General features: G+C 56.1%; 20 protein-coding genes. 8 read left to right on the top strand and 12 right to left on the bottom strand.

The features are described from left to right. Window positions 1–20: 20 nt before the first annotated feature. The 4 genes from BJF95_RS09125 to dnaJ all read left to right on the top strand — a co-directional run bounded on the left by BJF95_RS09125 (window position 21) and on the right by dnaJ (window position 6472). Window positions 21–2573: a PBP1A family penicillin-binding protein gene (locus tag BJF95_RS09125; protein WP_075639135.1), complete on the top strand. Its 2553-nt coding sequence runs from the start codon at window positions 21–23 to the stop codon at window positions 2571–2573. A 386-nt stretch (window positions 2574–2959) separates the two neighbouring features. Next, window positions 2960–4870, top strand: a complete 1911-nt coding sequence (gene dnaK / locus BJF95_RS09120) for a molecular chaperone DnaK (protein WP_075639134.1) — start codon at window positions 2960–2962, stop codon at window positions 4868–4870. Beyond that, window positions 4870–5331: a hypothetical protein gene (locus BJF95_RS09115; RefSeq protein ID WP_075639133.1), complete on the top strand. Its 462-nt coding sequence runs from the start codon at window positions 4870–4872 to the stop codon at window positions 5329–5331. Before dnaK ends, BJF95_RS09115 begins: the two co-directional genes overlap by 1 nt. Before the next feature lie 4 nt (window positions 5332–5335). Continuing rightward, on the top strand, window positions 5336–6472 hold the full coding sequence (gene dnaJ, locus BJF95_RS09110; RefSeq protein ID WP_075639132.1) for a molecular chaperone DnaJ: 1137 nt from the start codon (window positions 5336–5338) through the stop codon (window positions 6470–6472). Between the two features lie 43 nt (window positions 6473–6515). On the opposite strand, the gene BJF95_RS09105 is transcribed toward dnaJ, so the two are convergent. Next, window positions 6516–6725: a SlyX family protein gene (locus tag BJF95_RS09105; protein ID WP_075639131.1), complete on the bottom strand. Its 210-nt coding sequence runs from the start codon at window positions 6723–6725 to the stop codon at window positions 6516–6518. 196 nt (window positions 6726–6921) lie between these two features. Between BJF95_RS09105 and recF the strand changes: the two genes are divergently transcribed. Genes recF through BJF95_RS09090 form a run of 3 tightly spaced genes read left to right on the top strand, consistent with a single transcriptional unit; the run spans window position 6922 to window position 9337 of the window. After that, window positions 6922–8049 (top strand): DNA replication/repair protein RecF, encoded by a 1128-nt coding sequence (recF, locus tag BJF95_RS09100; RefSeq protein ID WP_075639130.1) that lies wholly within the window; start codon window positions 6922–6924, stop codon window positions 8047–8049. A gap of 18 nt (window positions 8050–8067) precedes the next feature. After that, window positions 8068–8850 carry a molybdopterin-synthase adenylyltransferase MoeB gene (locus BJF95_RS09095; RefSeq protein ID WP_075639129.1) on the top strand — a complete coding sequence of 261 codons (783 nt, stop codon included), beginning with the start codon at window positions 8068–8070 and terminating at the stop codon, window positions 8848–8850. 4 nt (window positions 8851–8854) lie between these two features. Then, complete coding sequence (locus tag BJF95_RS09090; protein ID WP_425348686.1) at window positions 8855–9337, top strand: GNAT family N-acetyltransferase; 483 nt, start codon at window positions 8855–8857, stop codon at window positions 9335–9337. A 27-nt stretch (window positions 9338–9364) separates the two neighbouring features. On the opposite strand, the gene BJF95_RS09085 is transcribed toward BJF95_RS09090, so the two are convergent. Beyond that, window positions 9365–10369 carry a 2-hydroxyacid dehydrogenase gene (locus BJF95_RS09085; RefSeq protein WP_075639128.1) on the bottom strand — a complete coding sequence of 335 codons (1005 nt, stop codon included), beginning with the start codon at window positions 10367–10369 and terminating at the stop codon, window positions 9365–9367. A 307-nt stretch (window positions 10370–10676) separates the two neighbouring features. On the opposite strand from BJF95_RS09085, the gene BJF95_RS09080 reads away from it, so the two are divergent. Next, window positions 10677–11216 (top strand): SH3 domain-containing protein, encoded by a 540-nt coding sequence (locus tag BJF95_RS09080; RefSeq protein ID WP_075639127.1) that lies wholly within the window; start codon window positions 10677–10679, stop codon window positions 11214–11216. On the opposite strand, the gene BJF95_RS09075 is transcribed toward BJF95_RS09080, so the two are convergent. The 10 genes from BJF95_RS09075 to BJF95_RS09030 form a co-directional block, all read right to left on the bottom strand. Next, window positions 11209–12201 (bottom strand): adenosine kinase, encoded by a 993-nt coding sequence (locus BJF95_RS09075; protein WP_075639126.1) that lies wholly within the window; start codon window positions 12199–12201, stop codon window positions 11209–11211. The genes BJF95_RS09080 and BJF95_RS09075 overlap by 8 nt on opposite strands. Window positions 12202–12398: 197 nt before the next feature. Continuing rightward, window positions 12399–13958 (bottom strand): putative bifunctional diguanylate cyclase/phosphodiesterase, encoded by a 1560-nt coding sequence (locus tag BJF95_RS09070; protein ID WP_075639125.1) that lies wholly within the window; start codon window positions 13956–13958, stop codon window positions 12399–12401. 314 nt (window positions 13959–14272) lie between these two features. After that, window positions 14273–15835: a glutamine-hydrolyzing GMP synthase gene (gene guaA / locus BJF95_RS09065; RefSeq protein WP_075639124.1), complete on the bottom strand. Its 1563-nt coding sequence runs from the start codon at window positions 15833–15835 to the stop codon at window positions 14273–14275. 77 nt (window positions 15836–15912) lie between these two features. After that, on the bottom strand, window positions 15913–16551 hold the full coding sequence (locus tag BJF95_RS09060) for a 5'-methylthioadenosine/S-adenosylhomocysteine nucleosidase (protein ID WP_075639123.1): 639 nt from the start codon (window positions 16549–16551) through the stop codon (window positions 15913–15915). Next, a complete protein-coding gene (locus BJF95_RS09055) occupies window positions 16548–16985 on the bottom strand; it encodes a PaaI family thioesterase (protein ID WP_075639122.1) in 438 nt (145 codons plus the stop codon). Before BJF95_RS09055 ends, BJF95_RS09060 begins: the two co-directional genes overlap by 4 nt. A gap of 82 nt (window positions 16986–17067) precedes the next feature. Beyond that, window positions 17068–17520 carry a TspO/MBR family protein gene (locus BJF95_RS09050; protein ID WP_075639121.1) on the bottom strand — a complete coding sequence of 151 codons (453 nt, stop codon included), beginning with the start codon at window positions 17518–17520 and terminating at the stop codon, window positions 17068–17070. Between the two features lie 46 nt (window positions 17521–17566). After that, window positions 17567–18643, bottom strand: coding sequence for a DUF1513 domain-containing protein (locus BJF95_RS09045; protein ID WP_075639359.1), 1077 nt, complete (start codon window positions 18641–18643; stop codon window positions 17567–17569). 2 nt (window positions 18644–18645) lie between these two features. Further along, complete coding sequence (locus tag BJF95_RS09040) at window positions 18646–19764, bottom strand: imelysin family protein (protein ID WP_245297275.1); 1119 nt, start codon at window positions 19762–19764, stop codon at window positions 18646–18648. Further along, complete coding sequence (locus BJF95_RS09035) at window positions 19761–21254, bottom strand: di-heme oxidoreductase family protein (RefSeq protein WP_075639120.1); 1494 nt, start codon at window positions 21252–21254, stop codon at window positions 19761–19763. Before BJF95_RS09035 ends, BJF95_RS09040 begins: the two co-directional genes overlap by 4 nt. A gap of 84 nt (window positions 21255–21338) precedes the next feature. Next, entirely contained in the window at window positions 21339–22616 is a 1278-nt protein-coding gene (locus BJF95_RS09030; protein ID WP_075639119.1) for an imelysin family protein, read from the bottom strand. Between the last annotated feature and the right edge of the window lie 80 nt (window positions 22617–22696).

The raw sequence follows: 22696 nt of genomic DNA, 5'->3' as shown, positions 1-22696 counted from the left end.
TAAAGGTCGACCAGCACATAATGGCAGGTATGAAGAAGTCACGAAACCGTATCGAGCCCTCCTTTGGCGCGCCTGAGGATGATGACAGCGATGATGACATCCGGGTCGATAGCAGTGATCGCGTGGCTGGTGGACGTTCAAAGGCTGCCGCCAACAGGAAATCCCGCGAACGCGTTGATGAGCCACCGCCGAGAAAGGCACGTCGGCGCGAAAGAGCCAACTCCACTGGCCTGTTTGGCTGGATCCGCCGCCTGTTTTACTGGTGCATTGTTTTCGGCATTTGGGGCACCATCGGCGTTGTGGGCATGGTGATCTATTTTGCCTCGCAAATGCCCAGTGCCAGCACATGGCAGGTGCCCGCGCGCGCGCCCAACATCAAGATTGTCGCAACCGATGGCACCTTGATTGCCAACCGTGGCGTAACCGGTGGCGAAGCCTTGCCGCTGGATGAAATGTCGCCCTATATGCCAGAAGCCATTGTGGCCATTGAAGACAAGCGCTTCTACAGCCATTTTGGTGTGGATTTTGTAGGGATTGGCCGCGCCTTTGTCACCAATATTCTGCTGGGCCATCGGGCGCAGGGTGCCTCGACCATCACCCAGCAATTGGCCAGAAACCTGTTTTTGTCGCCGAAGAAAACCCTTGAGCGCAAGGTGCAGGAAGTGCTTCTGTCGCTCTGGCTGGAGCAGAAATATACCAAAGACCAGATTTTGGCGATGTATCTCAATCGCGTCTATTTTGGTGATAACGCCTATGGCGTCGAGGCCGCATCGCGGCGCTATTTTAACAAATCAGCGCGCGACATCAATCTGGGTGAAGCCGCACTTTTGGCGGGGCTGGTGCAGGCACCGTCGCGACTGTCGCCGGTCAACGATCCAAAACCTGCGGAGGATCGTGCCAAGATTGTTCTGGGTGTGATGCGCGAGCAGGGCTATATCACCGACAGCGACTTTAATCGCGCCATGAAGCAGACACCGGATCACGCCAAGCGCCAGGCCGATGGATCGGGCCAGTATGTGGCCGATATGGTGGCGGGTCAGTTGAAGGGGCTGATTGGCGAGGTCAAACAGGATATTGTGGTGACCACCACCATTGATCCGGCACTGGAGAGTGCGGCGCAGGCGGCAATTGCCACCACGCTGGACAAGGATGGCAAGAAATTCAACGCATCGCAGGCAGCACTTGTTGCCCTTGATGGCAACGGGGCCGTGCGCGCGCTTGTGGGCGGGCGCGATTATGCCACCAGCCAGTTTAACCGGGCGGTAACGGCAAAGCGCCAGCCGGGATCGTCGTTTAAGCCATTTGTCTATGCAACGGCGATGGAAATGGGCGATACACCGGCAACGGTGATGACCGACGGTCCGGTGAAAATCGGCAATTGGACGCCGGAAAATTACGAACATAAATACAATGGTCCCGTGACGCTGGCCTATGCATTGGCCAATTCGCTCAACACCATTGCTGCACAATTGGTGGTGAAGGTGGGGCCTGATCAGGTCATCAAGATGGCGCACCGTCTCGGCATTGAATCAGAGTTGCAAAGCAACGCCTCCATTGCCCTTGGCACGTCTGAAGTTTCGCTGCTCGAGCTAACTTCCGCTTATGCGCCTTTCATGAACGGTGGTTACAAGGCAACCTCGCATGTGATCAGCCAGATTACCGACACAGATGGCAAGGTTCTATACACCGCAGACTATGGTGCGCCGCCGCGGGTGCTGAGCCAGAAGGTGGTGGGTGAAATGACCCAGATGATGGAAGGCGTGATCACCAGTGGCTCGGGCAAGGCGGCGCGCCTGAAAGACTGGCAGGCGGCTGGCAAGACCGGCACCACCCAATCCTATCGCGACGCCTTGTTTGTTGGTTTCACCAGCAATCTCACCACTGGCGTGTGGTTTGGCAATGATGATGGTACGCCGATGAAAAAGGTGACCGGTGGTGGCCTGCCGGCCAAAACCTGGAAGGATTTCATGACGGTGGCGCAAAAAGGGCTGACGCCGGTGCCGCTGTTCGGCGATCCAACCCCGCAAACAGATCAGGAACCTTCGCTGACCTCGATGATCCGTCAGGTCTTGTCTGGCACGCCGTCGACGCCGGAAAATGAGTATCCGCCTGCGCCACAGCCGGTGGACCCGACCCAGATGCCTGCAGGATCTTCGCAAGCGCCAAATCCGGCACCAAATCCGGCGATGAACCAACCGCAGGACGCTTATCCGCCCGCAACCTATCCAAATGCAAATCAGCCTAATGTTCGCCAGCCAGCACAACAAGGTGTGCCTCCGCGACAGCAAGGCCAATATGGGCAGGGTCGCTATGAGCCAGACAATCGGCCAGAAGATGCCGATCCTTACGATCGTCCATATAACGCTCCGGGCGATGGCCGCCCGGAAGGTCCGCTGGTGTTGGAAGGACGTGTGCCGCCGGGTCAGGAGCCGCAAGGCTATCCGCCGGTGCAAAACGGTTATCCTGGCGGAGATGCCGGTGCAATGCCGCCCGCCGATGTGGGCGGACGTCCGCGCGCACAGGGCAATCGAGGCGATAACACCACCTTGCTCGACATTTTGATGGGACGCTAACCATGCTGCGGCCTGTAGAAAGAGCGAAATGCCCCCTTTTACGGTAGCTGTGGCAGGACAGTACTGGGGTATCGCCAATAATGTTGGCGTCCTGGATGGCTTATGAGGTAAGGTTGCGACAAGGTGACGGAATGAAACAATGATCACACGCGGGTTGACGTGCTTCTTATGCACACCCACCTCACTATTCTGACAAAAACGAATATGACAAAAAACGGAGATGTTTGCAGGCATCGTCAATTTGGTGCCTTGCAGTCGCAAATTCCGCTTCTTATATAGCCCGCATAAGGCAGCGCAGCTGCGCATTCCCGTAGACCATGCACGTCGAGGGGTTGTCACTGAATGCCTGTTGGGGTTCTGACAGCCTGCTTCAAGGAGAGAATAAAATGGCTAAAGTAATCGGTATTGACCTTGGCACGACCAATTCTTGCGTGGCCGTCATGGACGGCAAGGATTCCAAGGTAATTGAGAATTCTGAAGGCGCACGTACAACGCCTTCCATGGTGGCTTTCTCGGACGATGGCGAGCGCCTCGTTGGCCAGCCCGCCAAGCGTCAGGCCGTCACCAATCCAACCAACACGCTCTTCGCTGTCAAGCGCCTCATTGGCCGCCGCTACGAAGATCCAACGGTTGAAAAGGACAAGGGCCTTGTGCCGTTCAATATCGTCAAGGGCGATAATGGCGACGCATGGGTACAGGCCAATGACAAGGGTTATTCGCCAGCCCAGATCTCTGCGATGATCTTGCAGAAGATGAAGGAAACGGCAGAAGCTTACCTTGGCGAAAAGGTCGAGAAGGCCGTCATCACCGTTCCCGCTTACTTCAATGACGCCCAGCGTCAGGCCACCAAGGATGCAGGCCGCATCGCTGGTCTCGAAGTTCTACGCATCATCAACGAGCCAACCGCTGCCGCTCTCGCTTACGGCCTCGACAAGACCGAAGGCAAGACCATTGCCGTTTACGACTTGGGCGGTGGTACTTTCGATATTTCCGTTCTGGAAATCGGCGATGGCGTGTTTGAAGTGAAGTCTACCAATGGTGACACCTTCCTCGGTGGTGAAGACTTCGACATGCGTCTGGTTGAATATCTGGCAGCAGAATTCAAGAAGGAGCAGGGCATTGAACTGAAGAACGACAAGCTCGCTCTTCAGCGTTTGAAGGAAGCTGCTGAAAAGGCCAAGATCGAACTGTCGTCTTCGCAGCAGACCGAAATCAATCTGCCGTTCATCACGGCTGATGCGTCTGGTCCAAAGCATTTGACCATGAAGCTGACCCGCGCCAAGTTTGAAAACCTGGTGGACGATCTGGTTCAGCGCACTGTTGCACCGTGCAAGGCAGCCCTCAAGGACGCTGGCGTGACTGCTGCTGACATCGACGAAGTTGTTCTGGTTGGTGGCATGAGCCGCATGCCAAAGGTGCAGGAAGTTGTAAAGCAGCTGTTCGGCAAGGAGCCACACAAGGGTGTGAACCCGGACGAAGTGGTTGCCATGGGTGCTGCCATTCAGGCTGGCGTGTTGCAGGGCGACGTCAAGGACGTTCTGCTGCTCGACGTGACCCCGCTGTCGCTCGGCATTGAAACCCTCGGCGGTGTCTTCACCCGTCTGATCGACCGTAACACGACGATCCCGACCAAGAAGAGCCAGGTGTTCTCGACCGCTGACGACAATCAGCAGGCAGTGACCATCCGTGTGTCTCAGGGTGAGCGCGAAATGGCTGCTGACAACAAGCTGCTGGGCCAGTTCGACCTCGTTGGCCTGCCACCAGCACCCCGCGGCGTACCTCAAATCGAAGTGACCTTCGATATCGACGCCAACGGCATCGTGCAGGTTTCGGCCAAGGACAAGGGCACCGGCAAGGAACAGCAGATCCGCATTCAGGCCTCTGGTGGTCTGTCGGATGCTGACATCGAGAAGATGGTCAAGGACGCTGAAGCCAATGCTGAAGCCGACAAGAACCGTCGCGCCGTTGTTGAAGCCAAGAACCAGGCCGAAAGCCTGATCCACTCCACCGAGAAGTCGGTGAAGGATTATGGTGATAAGGTGTCTGCTGAAGACCGCAAGGCGATCGAAGATGCGATTGCCACCCTGAAGGAAGCCGTTGAAGTGTCCGAGCCAAACGCTGAGGACATTCAGGCCAAGACACAGACCCTCATGGAAGTGTCCATGAAGCTGGGTCAGGCGATTTACGAATCGCAGCAGGCTGAGGGCGGTGCAGATGGTGCAGCACAACATGATGACGGCATCGTTGATGCCGATTATGAAGAAGTGAAGGACGATAGCACGAAGAAGTCGGCTTGATGCGGTCTTCCAAGCGGCAAAATCTCCTCAGATGGCTGGCCTTCGGGCCAGCCGCATTTGCTTTGGCTGGCAGCCTGACCGCCCATGCCGCGTCAAGCAGCGACGTGCATGAGCGGATCAGCAATGCCGAAAAGGCAATGATCAAGGCAATTTCAGCGCATGATACGGCGCTTTTGCGCCGTATCGTTGGCAGTCTCGGACCGTTGATAGAGGATGCGTTGAAGCGCAAGAAAGCAGGCGGACAAGTGTCCTCTTGTGATCTGGCAGCCCATTCTCTTGGTTTTGCAGGCACGTCTCTTTCAGAGGCAATTGCAGAGCGCGGTAAAGAGAGGCAGTTGCTAATGGGGGATGCGCAGCAAGCGGCTGCTGATTTTGACAGGGACATGTCTGCCTGCGATGCACAGGCTGGACAAAAGACAGGCAACCACGCAGGCGTGGCTAAGGCTTTGAGAGCTTTGTAAGATCATGGCAAAAGCAGATTATTACGAGACACTGGGTGTCTCCAAAACAGCAGACGAAAAGGAGCTGAAAAGCGCTTTTCGCAAATTGGCGATGAAGTATCACCCGGATAAAAATCCAGGCGACGCCGAATCGGAAAAGAAGTTTAAAGAGATCAATGAGGCCTATGAAACGCTGAAAGATTCCCAGAAGCGTGCGGCCTACGATCGTTTTGGCCATGCTGCTTTTGAGCAGGGCGGCATGGGCGGCGGCGGCGGCGGCGGTTTTGCTGGCGGCGGCGGCTTCTCGGACATCTTTGAAGATATTTTTGGCGAAATGATGGGTGGTGGCCGTGGTGGCCGTCAGCGCTCGACCGGTGGTCGTGAACGCGGCGCAGACCTACGCTACAACATGGAAATTTCGCTGGAAGAGGCCTTTACCGGCAAAACTGCCCAGATCCGGGTGCCAACCTCGATCACCTGTGATGTCTGCTCTGGCTCCGGTGCCAAGCCCGGCACCAAGCCCACCACCTGCGGCACCTGTCAGGGGTCTGGCCGGGTGCGGGCAAGCCAAGGCTTTTTCTCGGTGGAGCGCACCTGCCCGACCTGTCATGGGCGCGGCCAGATCATCAGTGATCCTTGCGTCAAGTGCCATGGCCAGGGCCGCACCACGGAAGAGCGCCAGCTCTCGGTGAGCATTCCAGCCGGTATTGAAGATGGTACCCGCATTCGTCTGCAAGGCGAGGGCGAGGCAGGCTTGCGCGGTGGTCCGTCAGGCGATCTCTATATGTTCCTGTCGGTCAAGCCGCATCAGTTCTTCCAGCGCGAAGGGGCCGATCTCTATTGCTCCGTGCCGATTTCGATGACCACGGCAGCACTGGGCGGCACATTTGATGTCACCACGCTGGACGGCACCAAGTCGCGCGTGAGCGTGCCGGAAGGAACCCAGTCAGGCAAGCAATTCCGCCTGAAGGGCAAGGGCATGCCGGTGCTGCGCTCGGCGCAGATGGGTGATCTCTACATCCAGATCCAGATCGAAACCCCGCAAAAGCTGACCAAACGTCAGCGTGAGCTGTTGCAGGAGTTCGAGCAGATTTCATCCAAGGAAAACAACCCAGAATCCACCGGCTTCTTTGCCCGGATGAAGGAATTTTTTGAAGGTTGAGGGAGGGGCCGATGCTTTGCAGCATCGGCCTTTTTCGCTTGCATCAGTAATGGGGCGGCTTGGTAATCGGCACACTGTCGTGCGATTGTTCTTCGAGATTGAGAAAGCGCTCGGTTAATCGGTCCAGCTTGGCACGCACCTGTTCGACCACTTTCCATTGGTCGGCCAACTGATCGGAGAGCTCTTCAATGGTCTTGGCCTGATGGGCCACGGTCTCTTCCAGCCGGATAAGACGTTCTTCCTCGTCAGCCATCCTGTGCTCCTGTCTCGTTGCGCATTGTCATAAGCTGCGGTCCTATCGCGAATTCGCCCGGCGACCAAGTGCGATCTTGATATTGGAAAGTGTATGATGATCTCTATGGTCTCATTCGTTAAACCGGAATCGATTTGAGGAATGAAGCAGTCATCGTCGTTTCCGCATAATATGAAATCGCATCACTTGGATTGGTATGGCGCAGAAAACTTTCATCACCCGGCTGAAACTGACCGACTTCCGCAATTATGCGCAAGCGTCGCTTACGCTGGATGGTCGCCACGTTGTGCTGACTGGCAATAACGGTTCTGGCAAGACCAATCTGATGGAGGCGGTGTCCTTTTTGTCGCCGGGCAGAGGATTGCGTCGCGCCGTCTTGCCGGAAGTGGCGCGGGCTGGCGCTGCTGGCGGCTTTTCCATTTTCGCAAGCCTCGAGGGCATGTCCGGTGACGTGGAGATGGGCACGGGCACCGAGGTGCAGGACGACACAACGGTGCGGCGTCTTCGGCTGAATGGCGCCCCAAGCCGTTCTGTGGACGATCTGACCGACCATCTGCGAGTGCTGTGGTTGACGCCGTCCATGGATGGGCTGTTTACCGGCTCCTCCTCTGAGCGCCGCCGGTTTTTGGATCGGCTGGTGCTCTCGATTGATCCGGCTCACGGTCGCCGCGCCAGCGATTTTGAACGCGCCATGCGCAGCCGCAATCGGTTGCTGGGCGAGGGGCGGTTTGATCCAAGCTGGCTTTCTGGTCTCGAGCAGCAGATGGCAGCCCTTGGCATTGCCATGGCACTGGCGCGCCATGAAATGATGCGGCTGTTGTCGTCCTTGATTGACCAGAGCCGCGATCCCTCCGGCTTTCCTGTAGCGGATCTTGCGCTTGCTGGTTTTTTGGATGATGTCGGCATGGATACGCCAGCCATTGATCTGGAGGATCTTTATCGCGAACGCTTGGCCGCCAACCGTGGGCGCGACGCCGCGGCTAGCCGCACGCTGGAAGGCCCGCATCGGAGCGATTTGCTGGTGCGTCACCGTGACAAGGACATGGACGCGGCGCGCTGCTCGACCGGCGAGCAAAAGGCGCTGTTGGTTGGCCTGATTTTGGCCCATGCCGAGTTGGTGGCCACCATGACGGGCTTTGCGCCGATCTTGCTTTTGGACGAAATTGCTGCCCATCTGGATGAGGGGCGACGGGCCTCCTTGTTTGACCGCATTGACGCCCTGGGCGGACAGGCGTTTATGACAGGCACGGATGCGCAAATGTTTTCAAGCCTTGGCAGTCGCGCCCAGTTCGTTGGCGTGGATGATGGCCAGCTTTTACCCTGAACCGGTAAGGAGAGAGATATGGACGAAAACCCGGCACTGCCGCTCTCAATGGAAGAAATTCAACGCTATCAACGCCATATACTCTTGCCGGAAATTGGTGGTGCAGGCCAGCAAAAGCTGAAGGCAGCAAGGGTGATGGTGATTGGAGCCGGAGGGCTGGGTGCGCCCGTGTTGCAATATCTGGCCGCCGCTGGCGTCGGCACGCTTGGCATTGCCGATGATGATCATGTGTCCCTGTCCAACCTGCAACGGCAGGTGATCCACGATACCGGCACCATCAACCTGCAAAAAACGCAGAGTGCGGCAAAGGCAATTGCCGGTTTGAACCCGCATGTGCGTGTTGTTCAGTTTGAAGAGCGTTTTGACGCGGCTTTTGCCGCAACCCATCTGCGTGGATTTGATCTTCTGATCGACGGCTCCGATAATTTCGATACGCGCTATGCCGCCGCCGACGCCGCAGATATCCATCAGCGTCCCTTGGTCACAGGCGCTGTTGGCCGGTTCGAGGGATCGCTCACCGTGCTAAAGCCCTATGAAAAGGGCAGCGATGGGCAGTTTTATCCACGCTATCGCGACCTGTTTCCTGAAAAACCGCCCGCCGGGCTCATTCCCAATTGCGCCGAAACCGGAATCATCGGTGCCTTGACCGGTGTGATTGGCACATTGATGGCCATGGAAGCGATAAAACTTATTGTCGGCATTGGTGAACCGTTAGTAGGACGTCTGCTAATGTACAACAGCTTGTCCGCCCGGTTCGATATGGTGACCTACCGTCGGCGCGACCAAAACAGGAAAGGCTGACCGCGTGGTGAACATCGTTCAGATCGATGAGAGTTTTGAAAATTGGGATGGACTTCTGGCCTTGGTGCAGGAAGCCTTTGATTACATGCATACGCGGATCGATCCGCCGTCCTCGGCCATTAAGCTGACGGCCGACACGTTAAAATCGAAAGCGCATGAGGAAATCGGTTATGCGGCCATGATTGATGGTAAGCTGGTCGGCTGTCTTTTCTGTCGTCAGGATGCCGAGGATACGCTCTATGTGGGCAAAGTGGCGGTATTGCCCAATCTGCAAGGCCAGGGCATTGGCCGGGCCATGTTGAAGGCGGCCGAAGGTGTGGCCCATGCCTGCGGCGTTGAAAAGCTAAGGCTAGAGACCCGCATTGAGCTGGACAATAACCACATGCGATTTGAAAAATGGGGCTTTCACAAGGTGGCGGAAAAAAGCCATCCCGGCTTTGATCGCGTCACCTATATCCAGATGGAAAAAACCGTCGCTTCGGCCTGAATGACCAAAGCGATACGGTGAATGGGATCAATCCCGTCCGGGAAGCACCCTGTTTGGTGGGCGATGCCCATCAAAATAGGTTCGAATATTGATGATAACCTTCTCGCCCATATCAATCCGGCCCTCAATGGTGGCAGAGCCCATATGGGGCAACAGCACCACCTTGCCCTGTTCAGCCAGCTTGATCAGCTTGGGATTGACGGCCGGTTCGTTTTCAAAAACATCAAGCCCTGCACCCGCAATTTTTCCCTCGCGAATGTATTGAATAAGGGCAGCCTCATCGATAATCCCGCCGCGCGAGGTGTTGACGATATAGCTGGTGGGCTGCATCAGCGCTAAGCGCCGCGCTGAGAGCAGGTGATAGGTTGCCGGAGTAGACGGGCAATTGACGGAAACAATATCCACCCGCGCCAGCATTTGGTCGAGACTATCCCAATAGGTGGCCTCCAACTCGTTTTCTGTCTGCGGGTTGGCGCGCTTTCTGTTGTGATAATGGATGGACAGGCCAAAAGCCTTGGCGCGGCGCGCAACCGCCGTGCCAATACGGCCCATGCCGACAATGCCAATCCGCTTGCCCCAAATGCGCCGCCCCAGCATCCAGGTGGGCGACCAGCCAGCCCAGTCCGTGGAAGGGTCGGTCAGGATGCGTGATCCTTCTGCCAGCCGCCGTGGCACTGCCAGAATAAGCGCCATGGTCATATCGGCAGTGTCTTCAGTCAATACGTTCGGGGTGTTGGTCACGGTAATGCCTTTGCGGGCTGCCGCGTCCACATCAATATGGTCTGTTCCGTTGGAAAAACTGGCAATAAGCTTCAGTTGTGGCCCGGCGGCCTCGATCAGACCAGCATCGACAACATCTGTCACAGTTGGCACCAGAACATCACAGGTCGCGACCGCTTGCAGCAATTGCTCGCGCGTGCGCGGGCTATCATCAATGTTCAGATGCGCATCAAAAAGCTCCCGCATGCGCGTTTCCACAGCGTCCGGTAGCTTGCGCGTGATGTAAACCGTGGTTTTTTTTCTGTGGGTCATGAAGACTTTCGATGCCTTGTAAAGATGTTCTTAACCAAGATAATGAGATGATTTACCTCAAAGCTACGCTCAATGTCGCTGACGTTTGGCAAAGTTTGGTGCCGCAAACTGTGGTGTGTTCATGTTTAGCCTGCTGTATGTTTGCGCGAACCAAAAGCCGTTTCGTCAATTATGCCGCAAGATTGAATTTCTATCAAACCTGTCTGCGAAGACAAACACATCTTGTTGTTCGAAAGAATAGAGACATGTGACGGAACCAGCGGTGGGGGCTTGGGGTTTCGTGATAGATATAGACCAGTGGAAAGCCATGCCCAAAGGGTTAAAACGCTCCTGTTGCACTTTGTTCGCCACCGCCTTCCTTCTGGCGGGTGTTGCCGATGTTATGGCACAAGGTCCGTCAAAAGGGCCAAGCGGCCTGCCGCTGCCGCGCTTTGTCAGTTTGAAGTCAGGGCGTGTCAATTTGCGCATCGGGCCAAGCACCGATTACGCCGTATCGTGGATGTATACGCGCAGCGGTCTGCCGGTTGAAATTGTTCAGGAATACGACAATTGGCGCAGAATTCGCGATGCCGATGGCACCGAAGGCTGGGTCAATCAGACCTTGTTGTCAGGGGAGCGCACGGCCCTTGCAGCCCCATGGATGAAGGGCAAGGGCAGTGATATCTATGTCAACGTGCGCCAGGAAGGCCAAACCAATTCCAGCGTTGTGGCCAAGCTTCAGCCCGGCGTGCTGACCAAGGTGTTGGAATGCACCGGAACCTGGTGCCGCATCGAGGTGGACGGCACCAAGGGATGGGTGACCCAGACCGAAATCTGGGGTGCTTATCCGGGAGAGGCCTTTAAATAAGCCCTGCTTCGATTGCGGCTTCTTTCAAAGAGCCTGCGGGACGCGGGCCAATTTGCTGAATGACAATGCCGGCGGCAAGGCAGCCCAGCTTGCCGCAATCTTCCAATGAGCGGCCTTGGGTATAGCCATAGAGAAAGCCCGACGCAAAAAGATCACCAGCGCCGGTGGTATCCACCAACTCGCCAATGGTGGTGGCCGGCACATGGATGCGCTCTTCGCCACGCAGAATCATCGCGCCATCTTCGCTCATGGTCACGGCGGCCAGTTTGCAATCCCTGGAAATCAGATCCAGTGCCTGCTCAAAATCCTCTGTCTCATAGAGCGCCAGCGCTTCCTGGCGATTGGCAAAGACAATATCGACGGTGCCGGAGCGCATCAGGTCCAGAAATTCCGAGCGATAGCGGTGAACGCAAAAACTGTCCGACAGCGTCATAGACACTTCGCGACCATTGTCATGGGCAATTTTGGCGCACTCGAGAATGGCCTGTTTGGCGCGTGGCGGATCCCACAAATAGCCTTCGAAATAGGTCACTTTCGATTGAGCAACCACCTGCGCTTCAACATCTTCCGGGCCAAATTCCACACAGGCACCCAGATAGGTGTTCATCGAGCGCTCGCCGTCATCGGTGACAAAAATCATCGAGCGAGCCGTTGGCGGTTCCTTGCCCTTGGTCAGGGTTTGATAGTGCACACCTTGCGCCTGCATGTCATGGGCAAAAATTTCGCCCAACTGGTCATCGGCAACCTTGCCAAAATAGGCCGTTTTGGCTCCCAGACTGGCAGCCCCTGCCGCCGTATTACCTGCGCTGCCGCCTGAGGCCTCAATAGCGGGGCCCATCAGGTCGTAGAGTTTTACGGCACGTTCAGTATCAATCAGGTTCATTGCGCCCTTGATAATGCCGTTGTCGTCCAGAAACTGGTCTTCACAGCGGGCGATGATATCCACGATAGCGTTGCCAATGGTAAGAACGTCGAATTGCGTCATAAGAAGCCGGTTCCTCGGTTTAAAATCCGCTTCTGTCATAGACGAATTTCAGTTTCATGAAAGTAAAAATGGTTGCCACGATAAACTCTGGTTTCCGCGCTTGAGTTTGTCCGAAATTGCGCGCAACGGCTTTCGGATGAGATGACCAAAACAAACAATCGGCAATCTGTCTTGGTTCAATTTGAACCTGACAGACTCTAAGCCACCGATGATTGGATGATGGGGAACTCTTCGTTGCGCAAAAGCAGAGCAAGGGCTTGATCGGCTGGAAGCCCTTTGCCGAAGAGATAGCCCTGGCCAAAGTCGCAGCCCAGATCCTTGAGAAACGCGAGCTGGCCGCTATCTTCGATGCCCTCGGCGGTGGTGGCCAGGCCTAGCCCCTGGCTAAGCCCCATAATGCCGCGGACAATGTCGGCGCATTTGCTATCGCGATCAGAATTGATAACGAAACTGCGGTCGATCTTGATTTTGTCAAACTGGAACTGCGACAATTGCGACAGGTTGGAATAGCCGGTTCCGAAATCGTCAAGCGCCAGTCTGATGCCCGCTTCGCGTAGATCTCGAAGGATATTGGCGGCGGCTGCCACATCGTGAATAATCGCGGTCTCGGTGATTTCAATTTCCAACCGCTGTGGTGGATAGCCTGTCTCAGACAGAATAGACATGATGCGCAGCCCAAGCTGACGATCAGAGAATTGCGTGGGCGAAATGTTAAACGCCAGCCGTACAGAATCGGGCCAATGCAAAGCATCGAGGCATGCCTGTTTCAACAGGCTCTCGGAAAGCGGCACGATCAGCCCGGCGCTTTCAGCAAACTCAATGAAATCGCTGGGCGCAACATATTGGGAAGGGCCGGTTTTCCATCGGGCCAGTGCTTCAAACCCGTGCACCTTGCCCGTCTTCAAATCCATCACCGGCTGGTAATAGGGCACAATGGATTGTTCTCGAATGGCAGTTTTCAGTGCCATTTCCACTTCGGCGCGCCGCACCACGCGGTCTTCCATAATCCTCTCATAAGCTGCGACATTGTTGTGGCCGGCTTTTTTGGCGGCATACATGGCAACATCGGCGCAATGAATCGCATCGTTAAAGTCGGTGCTGTTTTCTGGGTAGAGCGCAAAACCAATACTGGCTCCGATCTCGGAGGTCATGCCGCCCACATCATAGGGGGCCGACAATGTCTGACTGATAAGATGGCCGAGATTGAGACAATCCATATCAGCCTGTCGATGACTGATCACCAGAAACTCATCGCCACCGAGGCGGAAAATCGTGGCATCAGGCAAAAGGGTCTGCAATCTCTTTGCCACGGCGCGCAGCAAAATATCTCCGCCTTGCTGTCCAGCCAGATCGTTGACCTTTTTGAATCCGTCCAGATCAATAGAGTAGATGACGTGGTGCTTGTTGCGATTTTGCTCCTCGATCAGCAGGGCGTGGCTGACAAGCGCACGGCGATTGGGCAAGGCGGTCAATGGATCGTGGTTGGACAACCAATCCATATTCCTTTGAATCGTATTTTTTATCCGGATTTCTGTCTTGAGATCATGAATACGACGGCCAGCGTAAATAAGGCCGAGCAAGCCTGTAATGCTGAGGGCATCAAACAGCTCATCCAGCTGCCAGGGTTCGTAGCGGTGTAAAAATGCATCGAGGTGATCATGAAAGTCGGTGATGATGGCCATAAGCCAAAACACCATTCCGATAATAATAAGCACCAAGGCGTCTTTGAAGGCGCGATTACGATCAGAGAATTGCATTTTCACCGCGAGCCATCTCCTTCGGGCGTCGACCCCGATGCATGGCCGCCCAACCGGAAAATAGACGCAGGCGTGTGAAATTGGCGTTAATATAATATGCTAAATAACAAATATTGAAGGATTTAATTTGACCTGAATCGCGACAATAATACCCGAATAGTGGTGTCAGCCAGCGAAATGGATGGGCTTACAGCGCAGGCTGATCAAGCTGGTCTCTGGACCTACCCGGTATTCTGTCGATTACGACTGAATACCGGGTAGAGGCGTGTCAAAGGTGTTTTACCAATGCGTCTTACAAATGTGTGGGACTTAGATCATTCCCACTCAATCGTGCCGGGTGGCTTTGAGGTCACGTCATAAACGACACGGTTGATGCCGCGGACTTCGTTGATGATGCGGGTTGCGGCGCGGCCGAGGAATTCCATGTCATAGTGATAGAAATCCGCAGTCATACCGTCCACCGAGGTCACGGCGCGAAGGGCGCAGACGAATTCATAGGTACGGCCATCGCCCATGACACCCACGGTCTGCACCGGCAAAAGCACGGCAAAAGCCTGCCAGATGGCATCATAAAGACCGGCTTTGCGGATTTCGTCGAGATAGATGGCATCGGCTTCGCGCAGGATGTCCAGCTTTTCACGCGTTACACCGCCGGGGCAGCGAATGGCAAGGCCGGGGCCGGGGAAGGGGTGACGGCCAATAAAGCTGTCGGGCAGGCCAAGCTCCTTGCCCAGCACGCGCACTTCATCCTTGAACAATTCGCGTAACGGTTCCACCAGCTGCATGTTCATGCGCTCTGGCAGGCCACCAACATTGTGGTGGCTCTTGATGGTGACCGATGGTCCGCCGCTAAACGACACGCTTTCAATCACGTCGGGATAGAGTGTGCCCTGGCCAAGGAAGTCCGCACCGCCAAGCTTCTTGGCTTCGTCTTCAAAGGTTTCGATGAACAAGCGGCCAATGATCTTGCGTTTGGTTTCCGGATCGGAAACACCTTCCAGCTCGCCCACGAAGCGATCAATGGCATCCACATGGATCAGGTGCAGATTGTAATGCTCCTGGAACATGGCCACCACATCGGCAGCTTCGTTTTTGCGCATCAAACCGTGGTCAACCAGAATGCAGGTCAGCTGATCACCAACCGCTTCATGGATCAAAAGCGCTGCAACGGAAGAATCAACGCCGCCGGAGAGCGCGCAGATGACCCGCTTGTCGCCCACCTGTTTACGAATGGCTTCAACCGCTTTGGCGCGGTAGGCCGACATGCTCCAGTCGCCGGTGATGCCAGCCACATTGTGCACGAAGTTCTGAATGAGCTTGGCACCATCTGGCGTATGCACCACTTCGGGGTGGAACTGTACGGCGTAATATTTGCGGGCTTCATCGGCAATGAAAGCAAAGGGAGCGTTGGCCGATGTGGCCAGAACCCGAAAGCCCGGAGGGATCGCGGTAACGCGGTCGCCGTGCGACATCCAGACCTGATGGCGCGAGTCCACCGACCACAGGCCTTCAAACAATTTGCAATCCTGCTCGATCTCCAGAAAGGCGCGACCGAATTCGCGGTGATGGCCGCTTTCCACTTTGCCGCCAAGCTGGGCACACATGGTTTGCTGGCCATAGCAGATGCCGAAAATCGGCAGGCCGCTCTCAAAAATCACGTCTGGAACGCGGGGGCTGTTTTCATCCAGCGTGGAAGCGGGGCTTCCAGACAGAATGATCGCCTTGGGCTTAAGGCGGGCAAAGCCTTCAGCGGAGGATTGGAAAGGAACGATTTCGCAATATACGCCGGTTTCACGAACGCGGCGTGCAATCAGCTGCGTTACCTGGCTGCCGAAATCGATGATGAGAACGCTGTCGGGAGGTGCTATCTGGGTCATTTCGAGCCTTTAGAGAAAACTGCCGTATCTGTCAATTGAGGAATCGTAACAGTCATAAAAAACGAAGATCTGAGGGATCAAAACCAGAAAACGCCCTCTTCCAGCGCCTTGATCAAGCTATCCACGGCATCAGCGAGCTTATGGTCGATGATGTGAAGGTATTCGGTCCAGTCATTCACATGGGTTAGTTCCGCCTTGCCATCGGAAATACCGCGAAGGCCAATCAGCGGGCGGTTGAACATATGGCACACGCGCATGACCGCAAATGTTTCCATATCGACCATGTCCGCATCAATGCCATCATAGGCGGCACCTGAGACAATATCGCCGCCGGTGGAGAGGCTGGCCGTGGCAATGCCGGGAATGCGCAAGGGCAATTCCACAACCGGTGGTAAATCGAGAAAGGGCGTCTTGCCTTTCTCAAACCCCAAAGGCGAGGCATCCATATCACGATAGGCAACGGAGGAGGCCTGATAGACCTGGGTCTGCTCAAGTTTGGCAGACCCTGCCGAGCCAAGCGAGACGATCAGATCGGGCAAGGTGCCAGCGGCCTCCAGTGCCATCAATGCTTTGGTGGCGACAATCGAGGCTTCCACGGGGCCAACGCCGGTCATCAACGGCACAATGCGCGAGCGTAAAAAGGGACCATATTCGGCCTCAACGGCCATGACAAACAGGATGGATTTGCCGGATGCAGATTTCAGTTCAAATGTCATTCACGAATATCCTCACGCCCCCGAATGACCATCAGTGTGCTGGTCATGGAGGCAATCAATTTTGCGGGGCCATCGCCAATGGCGTAGCCACGGCCGTCGGCCACGATAATGGTGGAGCCGGGCTTGGTAATTTCACCGCGAAACAAAAAGCGATCACCGCGCCCCGGCGACATCATGTTGACCTTGAATTCAATGGTCAGCAAGGATGCATCATTGGCAATCACGGTGTAGGCGGCATAGCTGCAAGCGGTATCAAGGGCGGCGGAGATGACACCGGCGTGGAGAAAGCCGTGTTGCTGGGTGAGCTTGTCATGGAAGGGCAGCTCAATCTCAAGCATTTTATGGCCAATCTGCGTGAGTTCGGCCCCAATGGTTTGCATCGCCCCCTGGCGCGCAAAGCTTGCCTTTATCCGCGTTTGGACATCATCATCCATCTTGTCTCGCCGCCACTTCTGTCACGCTGTAGCCATTTGGCATGACACACGGTTTGAGGCAAGACAGGAACGGAAGGATAGGTTAATTCAGCAGATAAAGCGCCAGATTGAGCACCGCGGCAAAGGATACCCAGGCCGCATAGGGCACAAAGCAAAGGGTGGCAATTTTATCCAGCCGCCTGGCCCGCCAGATAAAAGCAAAGATCAGGGCCAGCAGGGCCAGAATGATCACCAGAGCAAGGCCGGTGTTTTTCATGCCGAAAAAGGCAGGTGACCAACTGAAATTCAAGGCCATCTGCAAAAACCACAAGGCCATGACATTTGAGGTTTTGGCTCTCTGCCAGATGCGCCCGCCCGCCACGCCCACCAGCACATAGAGCACGCTCCACACCGGCCCGAAAATCCAGTTGGGCGGATTGAAGGCGGGTTTTACCAGGCCCGCGTACCAGCTGCCGGGAAGATTGGCAAAGCCAATCAACACCCCGATACCGGTTGTGACGATGATGAAGGCGAGATTGATCCAGGCAGTGCGCATGGATCTTTGTTTAACGCCACCTTGCTGCGAAGGAAAGACCGAAAAATCAACTCAGGCGGATGATGTGCTGATCCCAGTTGACGTTGGTGTGCTGCTTCACAAACTGCCCGTCATAGCTGGAAGTGGCAAACCCATGTAGGGCAGGGGCTATGCCGGCAGCATCCTTGAGTGGCATCTGGGCAACCACTTTTCCGGTCTCTGCATCAAGCGACACGCTTAAGCCGCGAATGGGCGAACTGATGCCCACCAGTCCATCGCGGCGATTGACGGCAATGGCCCCGACATAATTGGCCAGCCCGTCGGTGATTTCATCAGGCAGGTTCAGCCAATGCAGGCCATCACCCGGCGCGAAATGGCCCACCAGCGGCGGCAGGTCATTGCGCGGCCCCTGATATTGGCAGGCAAACCAGATCCGCCCCTTGGCGTCGACATCAATATGGCGGGTTGAGAGTTGGCGCAGCTCGGCCGGCATCTCGTGCTTTTCAACCAGCGCCCCGGTTTTGGCATCAAGCAGAACCAGCGAGGGCTGCATATGGTCGAGATTGAGTTTGGTGCGGCCGAAATCCGGATGGGTTTCAATGCCGCCATTGGCAATGATCAGCAGGCGGCCATCATCAGTAACGCCCATATCATGCGGGCCAATGCCGTAGGATGAAAACTCCGCCATGCGCCGAAAACCATCGGTGGCGTCGTAAAGGCCAATCACACCGCGATTGGCATCGAAATCATTTTCACTGGCATAAAGAATACGGCCATCCGGTGAGAAATGCCCATGACCATAAAAGTGGCGATCAGGCGGAGAGTTGATCACAACAGGTTTGGCACGATTTTGCCGATCAAACACGAAGGCAAAGGTGCCAGGGCGGCGGGCAAAGGCCACCACCTTATCAATGCTTGATGCCAAACCATGGGCGCGGCCGGGCAGGGTGATTTCGGACACCACAACACCCTCTTCGCTCAAAAGAGCAGCCCCGAACGATCCATCTGCGGCTCGATACCCGGAGGCAAAGACCGCATCGGTGCGGACCAGCGTTTCAGCCCGCGCATCTGCAAGCCCGGCCAGATAGGCCATGCCAGCGGCTTTGAGAAAATGCCGCCGGTCCATCAAGGCACCCTTCATGATGATCAATCCCCATCCGCAAAGGAAAAGCCAGCAGACAGGCCAACGCCACCGCCAATTTTGTCGCTGAGATCGGTGATCATGCTGCGGCTGTCTTTCAAAAGACTTTGCAGCTTGGCTTGATCCTCATCGCGGGTCACTGCCAATTGCACGTCCGGGGTGATGCTGCTGGCAGTGTTGATGAACTGGTCAGCCAGCTTCGACACATCGCTGACAATGCTGCGCTTGTCACTTGGCAGCAAGGAGGCAACATCGGCCTTGGTCAACAGATCCCGCACGCCCTCAACATTGGCGCTCAGGCTCACAAACGTCAGGCCGGAGCGCCAGAAAATGGCCTGCTTGGGGGCAAGCTTGCTGCTGGCGGGCTTATAAAAGGTTTCAATCCGCTCATCGCGCACCGTTTCTGTGCCATGCACCAGAATCCCGAGCAGGCCGGTCACGGCCTCAGGCGCATCGCGGAAGGTGTCATTATCCGGCCCCGGCTTTTTCCATGCGTCCTGAATGCCGCCGGGCTGCTCCCAAAGCGTGGAGAGGTCAGCAGCCATCCTGTCAACATTTCCGGCAATGGCGGCACCATAGAGGCAGCGGAAATTGCTCTTGTCCTTTGGCAGGCTGTCTGCGCCGGTGCCGAACAGCACATATTCCAGCGCACCCAAGCCCTGTATCGCCACACTCTTTTGCCGCAGGCTGTCGGCTTTGGTAAAGCTTTCGTCATTGGAGGCAATCGCGCCTTGAATTTGCTTGAGTGCCAAACCCTTGCGATCGGGATAAAACAGGATGTGCTCGAAGCGGTTATCTTCAATTACCGGCCCAACCCGCACAATTTCAATGCGCCCCCAGGCTTTTACCGCTTCGGTGAAAGCGGCCTTGGCGGCAATGACATGACTTTCCGATGGCGCAGCACACAGGCTGGTCATTGATGTCTGGAGTGCGGTGGCACTTGAATGAAAATGGCGGTAGCCGGGGCGAATGAAACCATCCACCACCTTTTCCATCACCGCAGGCACGGCCGCCGTTTGCAACTGGCCTGCGTGAGGGGCAGGTTCTTGGGCATGAAGCGGGAGGGCGGTGCAGGCAACGGCAACACTCAAAAAGGCGGAAAGGGGAAAGGCAATACGCATCATAGCGACTCCAAAAATCTGATCAGTGCCTTGCGATCATCCGGCACCATGGATGCAAATCTGTCGCGAGCGGGTTTTGCCTCGCCGCCATGCCACAGAATAGCTTCTGACAGAGTGGCGGCTCGACCATCGTGCAAATAGGCGTGCGCGCCATTGACAGCTTCGGTCAGGCCAAGCCCCCACAGCGGCGGCGTGCGCCATTGGCGACCATTGGCAAGGCCAACCTGCTGACCATCACTCAAGCCGTCGCCCATGTCATGCAGCAGAAAATCGGAATAAGGCCAAATCAGCTGAAAGGCCAGTGCCGGATTGCTCACATCGCGCCGGGTGACATATTTGGGGGTGTGGCAACTGGCGCAGCCGGAAGCATAAAACAGCGCCTTGCCTGCCAGAACATCCGCTGCGCCAACGGAGCGGCGCTTGGGCGGTGCGAGCGTCTCGCTGTAAAAGGTCATCAGATCCAGAACCGGCGGCGGCGCTTCAACATTGCCCAGACGTGGTTGCACGCCATTGGGCATGGCCAGACAGGCCGTTTGTTTGGCGGTGCAATCACCCCAGTGGCGCGGATCATCTGGCGATGAAATGCCGATGTCACCGGCCAGCGCACCCGCACTTTGGTCGCGCACGGTGGCATTTTGGGCTTTCCAGCCAAAGCGGCCAATTTTGATCTCGCCGCTCAGGTGGTCACGTACCTTTGCCACGGTGCCGGAAATGCCCTTGTCATCGCGCTGTTGGTTTTCCGCATTGGCTTCAATATCCTGATCGGCAATCGCTTCAATCAGCCCCAGGCCAATCATCGGGTTGGCAATGCGCGGCGAAAGGGTAGTGTCCGCGCCCAGCGGCCCATAGGCCAGATCTTTCACGCCATAGTGCGGTTGGCGCAAGGTGATGATCTCGCCGCCGGCCAGCACCACCTTTTCATCGATATAATGCACCGTCACTTGGCCTTCCGCATGCAGGCCCGGCACGGCCCGGTCCTGAAGCTGCTGGCCATAGGTGTCATCGGCAAAGTTCAGCACTTTCAAAGCGGCAATATCTGCTTTTTCCGCATCACTACGGGCGGGGCGGGCTAAGCGCAAAAACATCGATGTCGCATCGCCATTGGCAAGCGGCGCGTGGCCTCTCCCGGCCCGAATATGGCAGCTCTCGCAGGAGCGCGCGTTAAACAGCGGGCCAAGCCCGTCCGAGGCTTGTGTGGACGAAGGAGAGGACACCCAGAACTTTTGAAACAGCGCTTGGCCCAGCACAAAGGATTGCTGCTGATCAAAGCTCAGATTGGCCAGCGGGTGGCCAAAGGCGTTGCGCGTGGTTTTGCCGGTAAAGGTCGCGGCTCCTGCCATCATGGCTTCAAACGGCTCAGGCTTGGAAAAATCAATGGTTGGTGCTGTTACCGCGCCGACACGGTCTGCCTCTTGTGGGGTGAGGTCAGGGCGCAGGCCTGCCGCAAGAGCGGTGGTGGCCAAGCCGGTCAACAACACGATGCTCAACAACATGGGGGTGAGAGAAAATCGCCGCAAAATGGGCTTCCTTGTCGAAAATAGTCGCCATCACATTGGTGATGGCGACTACAGAGAGGCTTATTTGAAGACCGCGCTTGGATTGTCCAGGCTGTCGGAGCCTTCCATCTTCACTTCCCCCAGATCAAGGGCTGCAACCACGCGCTGGATCGACTTGGTCTGATCGATCAAGCCATCAATGCCGGCCTGCACAGTGGCGTTGCCGTCCTTGTTGCCTTCAGCAATCATCTGGTCGTAGTGCTCAACCTTTTTCGCCCGCTTCACCAGTGCCGTCATGGCTTTCATGGTGGTGTTGAGCTTGGAGCGCATTTCCTTGTCCAGCTTCTTGTCCTTGGCAGCCACCAGATCAGACAGCGACGGGCCGGTCATCTTGGTACCGTCAACGCGCGTGTATTTGCCGGTGTAAGCTTCACGAATGCCAGCGGCGTCGTAATAATGGGAGTTGTGGGTGTTGTCCGAGAAGCAATCATGCTCCTCTTCGGGATCGTGCAGCAGCAAGCCCAGCTTCATGCGCTCGCCAGCCAGTTCGCCGTAAGACAGCGAACCCATGCCGGTCAAAATGGCGCTGAGACCGGCCTTTGGATCGGCCAGCAAGGTCTTGGTGGCTTCGCCTTCCGGCTTCCACGCATCCACCATTTCCTGAAGATCGGTGACCAGCAAGGTGGAGGCGGATTTCAGATATTGGGCGCGACGGTCGCAATTGCCGCCGGTGCAATTTTTCAAATCATAATCGGTGTAAGGGCGATTGCCAGCACCGGGGCCTGTGCCGTTCAAATCCTGCCCCCAGAGCAGAAACTCAATGGCGTGATAGCCGGTTGCCACATTGGCTTCCACTTTGCCCGCTTCGTGCAGGGTGTTGGCCAGAAAATCGGGCGTCAGATTGGAGGCATCAACCTCTTTGCCATCGATCTTGATGGTCTTGTTGGCAATGACATTGGCGGTGTACAGGGCGTTTGTGTCGCTCTCGGTGCCATAGGATTTATCGACATAGTCGATCAGGCCTTCGTCCAGCGGCCATGCATTGACCTTGCCTTCCCAGTCATCAACAATCTTGTTGCCAAAGCGGTAAACCTCGGATTGCTGATAAGGCACGCGCGCCTTGATCCATGCCGCACGGGCCTTGTTGAGCGTGCTCTTGCTGGGTTTGGCCAGCAAGGCGTCAATGGCCGCATCCAGTGTTTTGGCCGTGGTCAGCGAGTCCGAATATTTGGCTTCAGCCACATCGGCGTAATGCTTCAAAACAGCGTCTGGCGTGGGTGCGGGAGTTGCAGGTGCTGCAAAACTTGCGTGCGCAACGAACAGCGCCAATCCGGCGCTGATCATGAATGGTCGTGACATGCCCTCTCCTTTGGTGCCTGTTGGCACCTTTTCTTGATGGATGGCCTGTCATGGCGCAAAATTAAACTGGTGTCAAATAA

Source organism: Rhizobium oryziradicis (genome assembly GCF_001939045.1).
In the GTDB taxonomy this organism is placed as follows: Bacteria; Pseudomonadota; Alphaproteobacteria; order Rhizobiales; family Rhizobiaceae; genus Allorhizobium; species Allorhizobium oryziradicis.
This window is presented reverse-complemented; position numbering and strand designations above follow the sequence as displayed.

Bases quoted from the DNA above. Each gene is read 5' to 3' on its own strand.
- BJF95_RS09125 (WP_075639135.1), top strand. From the start codon at position 21: ATGGCAGGTATGAAGAAGTCACGAAACCGTATCGAGCCCTCCTTTGGC.
- dnaK (WP_075639134.1), top strand. From the start codon at position 2,960: ATGGCTAAAGTAATCGGTATTGACCTTGGCACGACCAATTCTTGCGTG.
- BJF95_RS09115 (WP_075639133.1), top strand. From the start codon at position 4,870: ATGCGGTCTTCCAAGCGGCAAAATCTCCTCAGATGGCTGGCCTTCGGG.
- dnaJ (WP_075639132.1), top strand. From the start codon at position 5,336: ATGGCAAAAGCAGATTATTACGAGACACTGGGTGTCTCCAAAACAGCA.
- BJF95_RS09105 (WP_075639131.1), bottom strand. From the start codon at position 6,725: ATGGCTGACGAGGAAGAACGTCTTATCCGGCTGGAAGAGACCGTGGCC.
- recF (WP_075639130.1), top strand. From the start codon at position 6,922: ATGGCGCAGAAAACTTTCATCACCCGGCTGAAACTGACCGACTTCCGC.
- BJF95_RS09095 (WP_075639129.1), top strand. From the start codon at position 8,068: ATGGACGAAAACCCGGCACTGCCGCTCTCAATGGAAGAAATTCAACGC.
- BJF95_RS09085 (WP_075639128.1), bottom strand. From the start codon at position 10,369: ATGACCCACAGAAAAAAAACCACGGTTTACATCACGCGCAAGCTACCG.
- BJF95_RS09080 (WP_075639127.1), top strand. From the start codon at position 10,677: ATGCCCAAAGGGTTAAAACGCTCCTGTTGCACTTTGTTCGCCACCGCC.
- BJF95_RS09075 (WP_075639126.1), bottom strand. From the start codon at position 12,201: ATGACGCAATTCGACGTTCTTACCATTGGCAACGCTATCGTGGATATC.
- BJF95_RS09070 (WP_075639125.1), bottom strand. From the start codon at position 13,958: ATGCAATTCTCTGATCGTAATCGCGCCTTCAAAGACGCCTTGGTGCTT.
- guaA (WP_075639124.1), bottom strand. From the start codon at position 15,835: ATGACCCAGATAGCACCTCCCGACAGCGTTCTCATCATCGATTTCGGC.
- BJF95_RS09060 (WP_075639123.1), bottom strand. From the start codon at position 16,551: ATGACATTTGAACTGAAATCTGCATCCGGCAAATCCATCCTGTTTGTC.
- BJF95_RS09055 (WP_075639122.1), bottom strand. From the start codon at position 16,985: ATGGATGATGATGTCCAAACGCGGATAAAGGCAAGCTTTGCGCGCCAG.
- BJF95_RS09050 (WP_075639121.1), bottom strand. From the start codon at position 17,520: ATGCGCACTGCCTGGATCAATCTCGCCTTCATCATCGTCACAACCGGT.
- BJF95_RS09040 (WP_245297275.1), bottom strand. From the start codon at position 19,764: ATGATGCGTATTGCCTTTCCCCTTTCCGCCTTTTTGAGTGTTGCCGTT.
- BJF95_RS09035 (WP_075639120.1), bottom strand. From the start codon at position 21,254: ATGTTGTTGAGCATCGTGTTGTTGACCGGCTTGGCCACCACCGCTCTT.
- BJF95_RS09030 (WP_075639119.1), bottom strand. From the start codon at position 22,616: ATGTCACGACCATTCATGATCAGCGCCGGATTGGCGCTGTTCGTTGCG.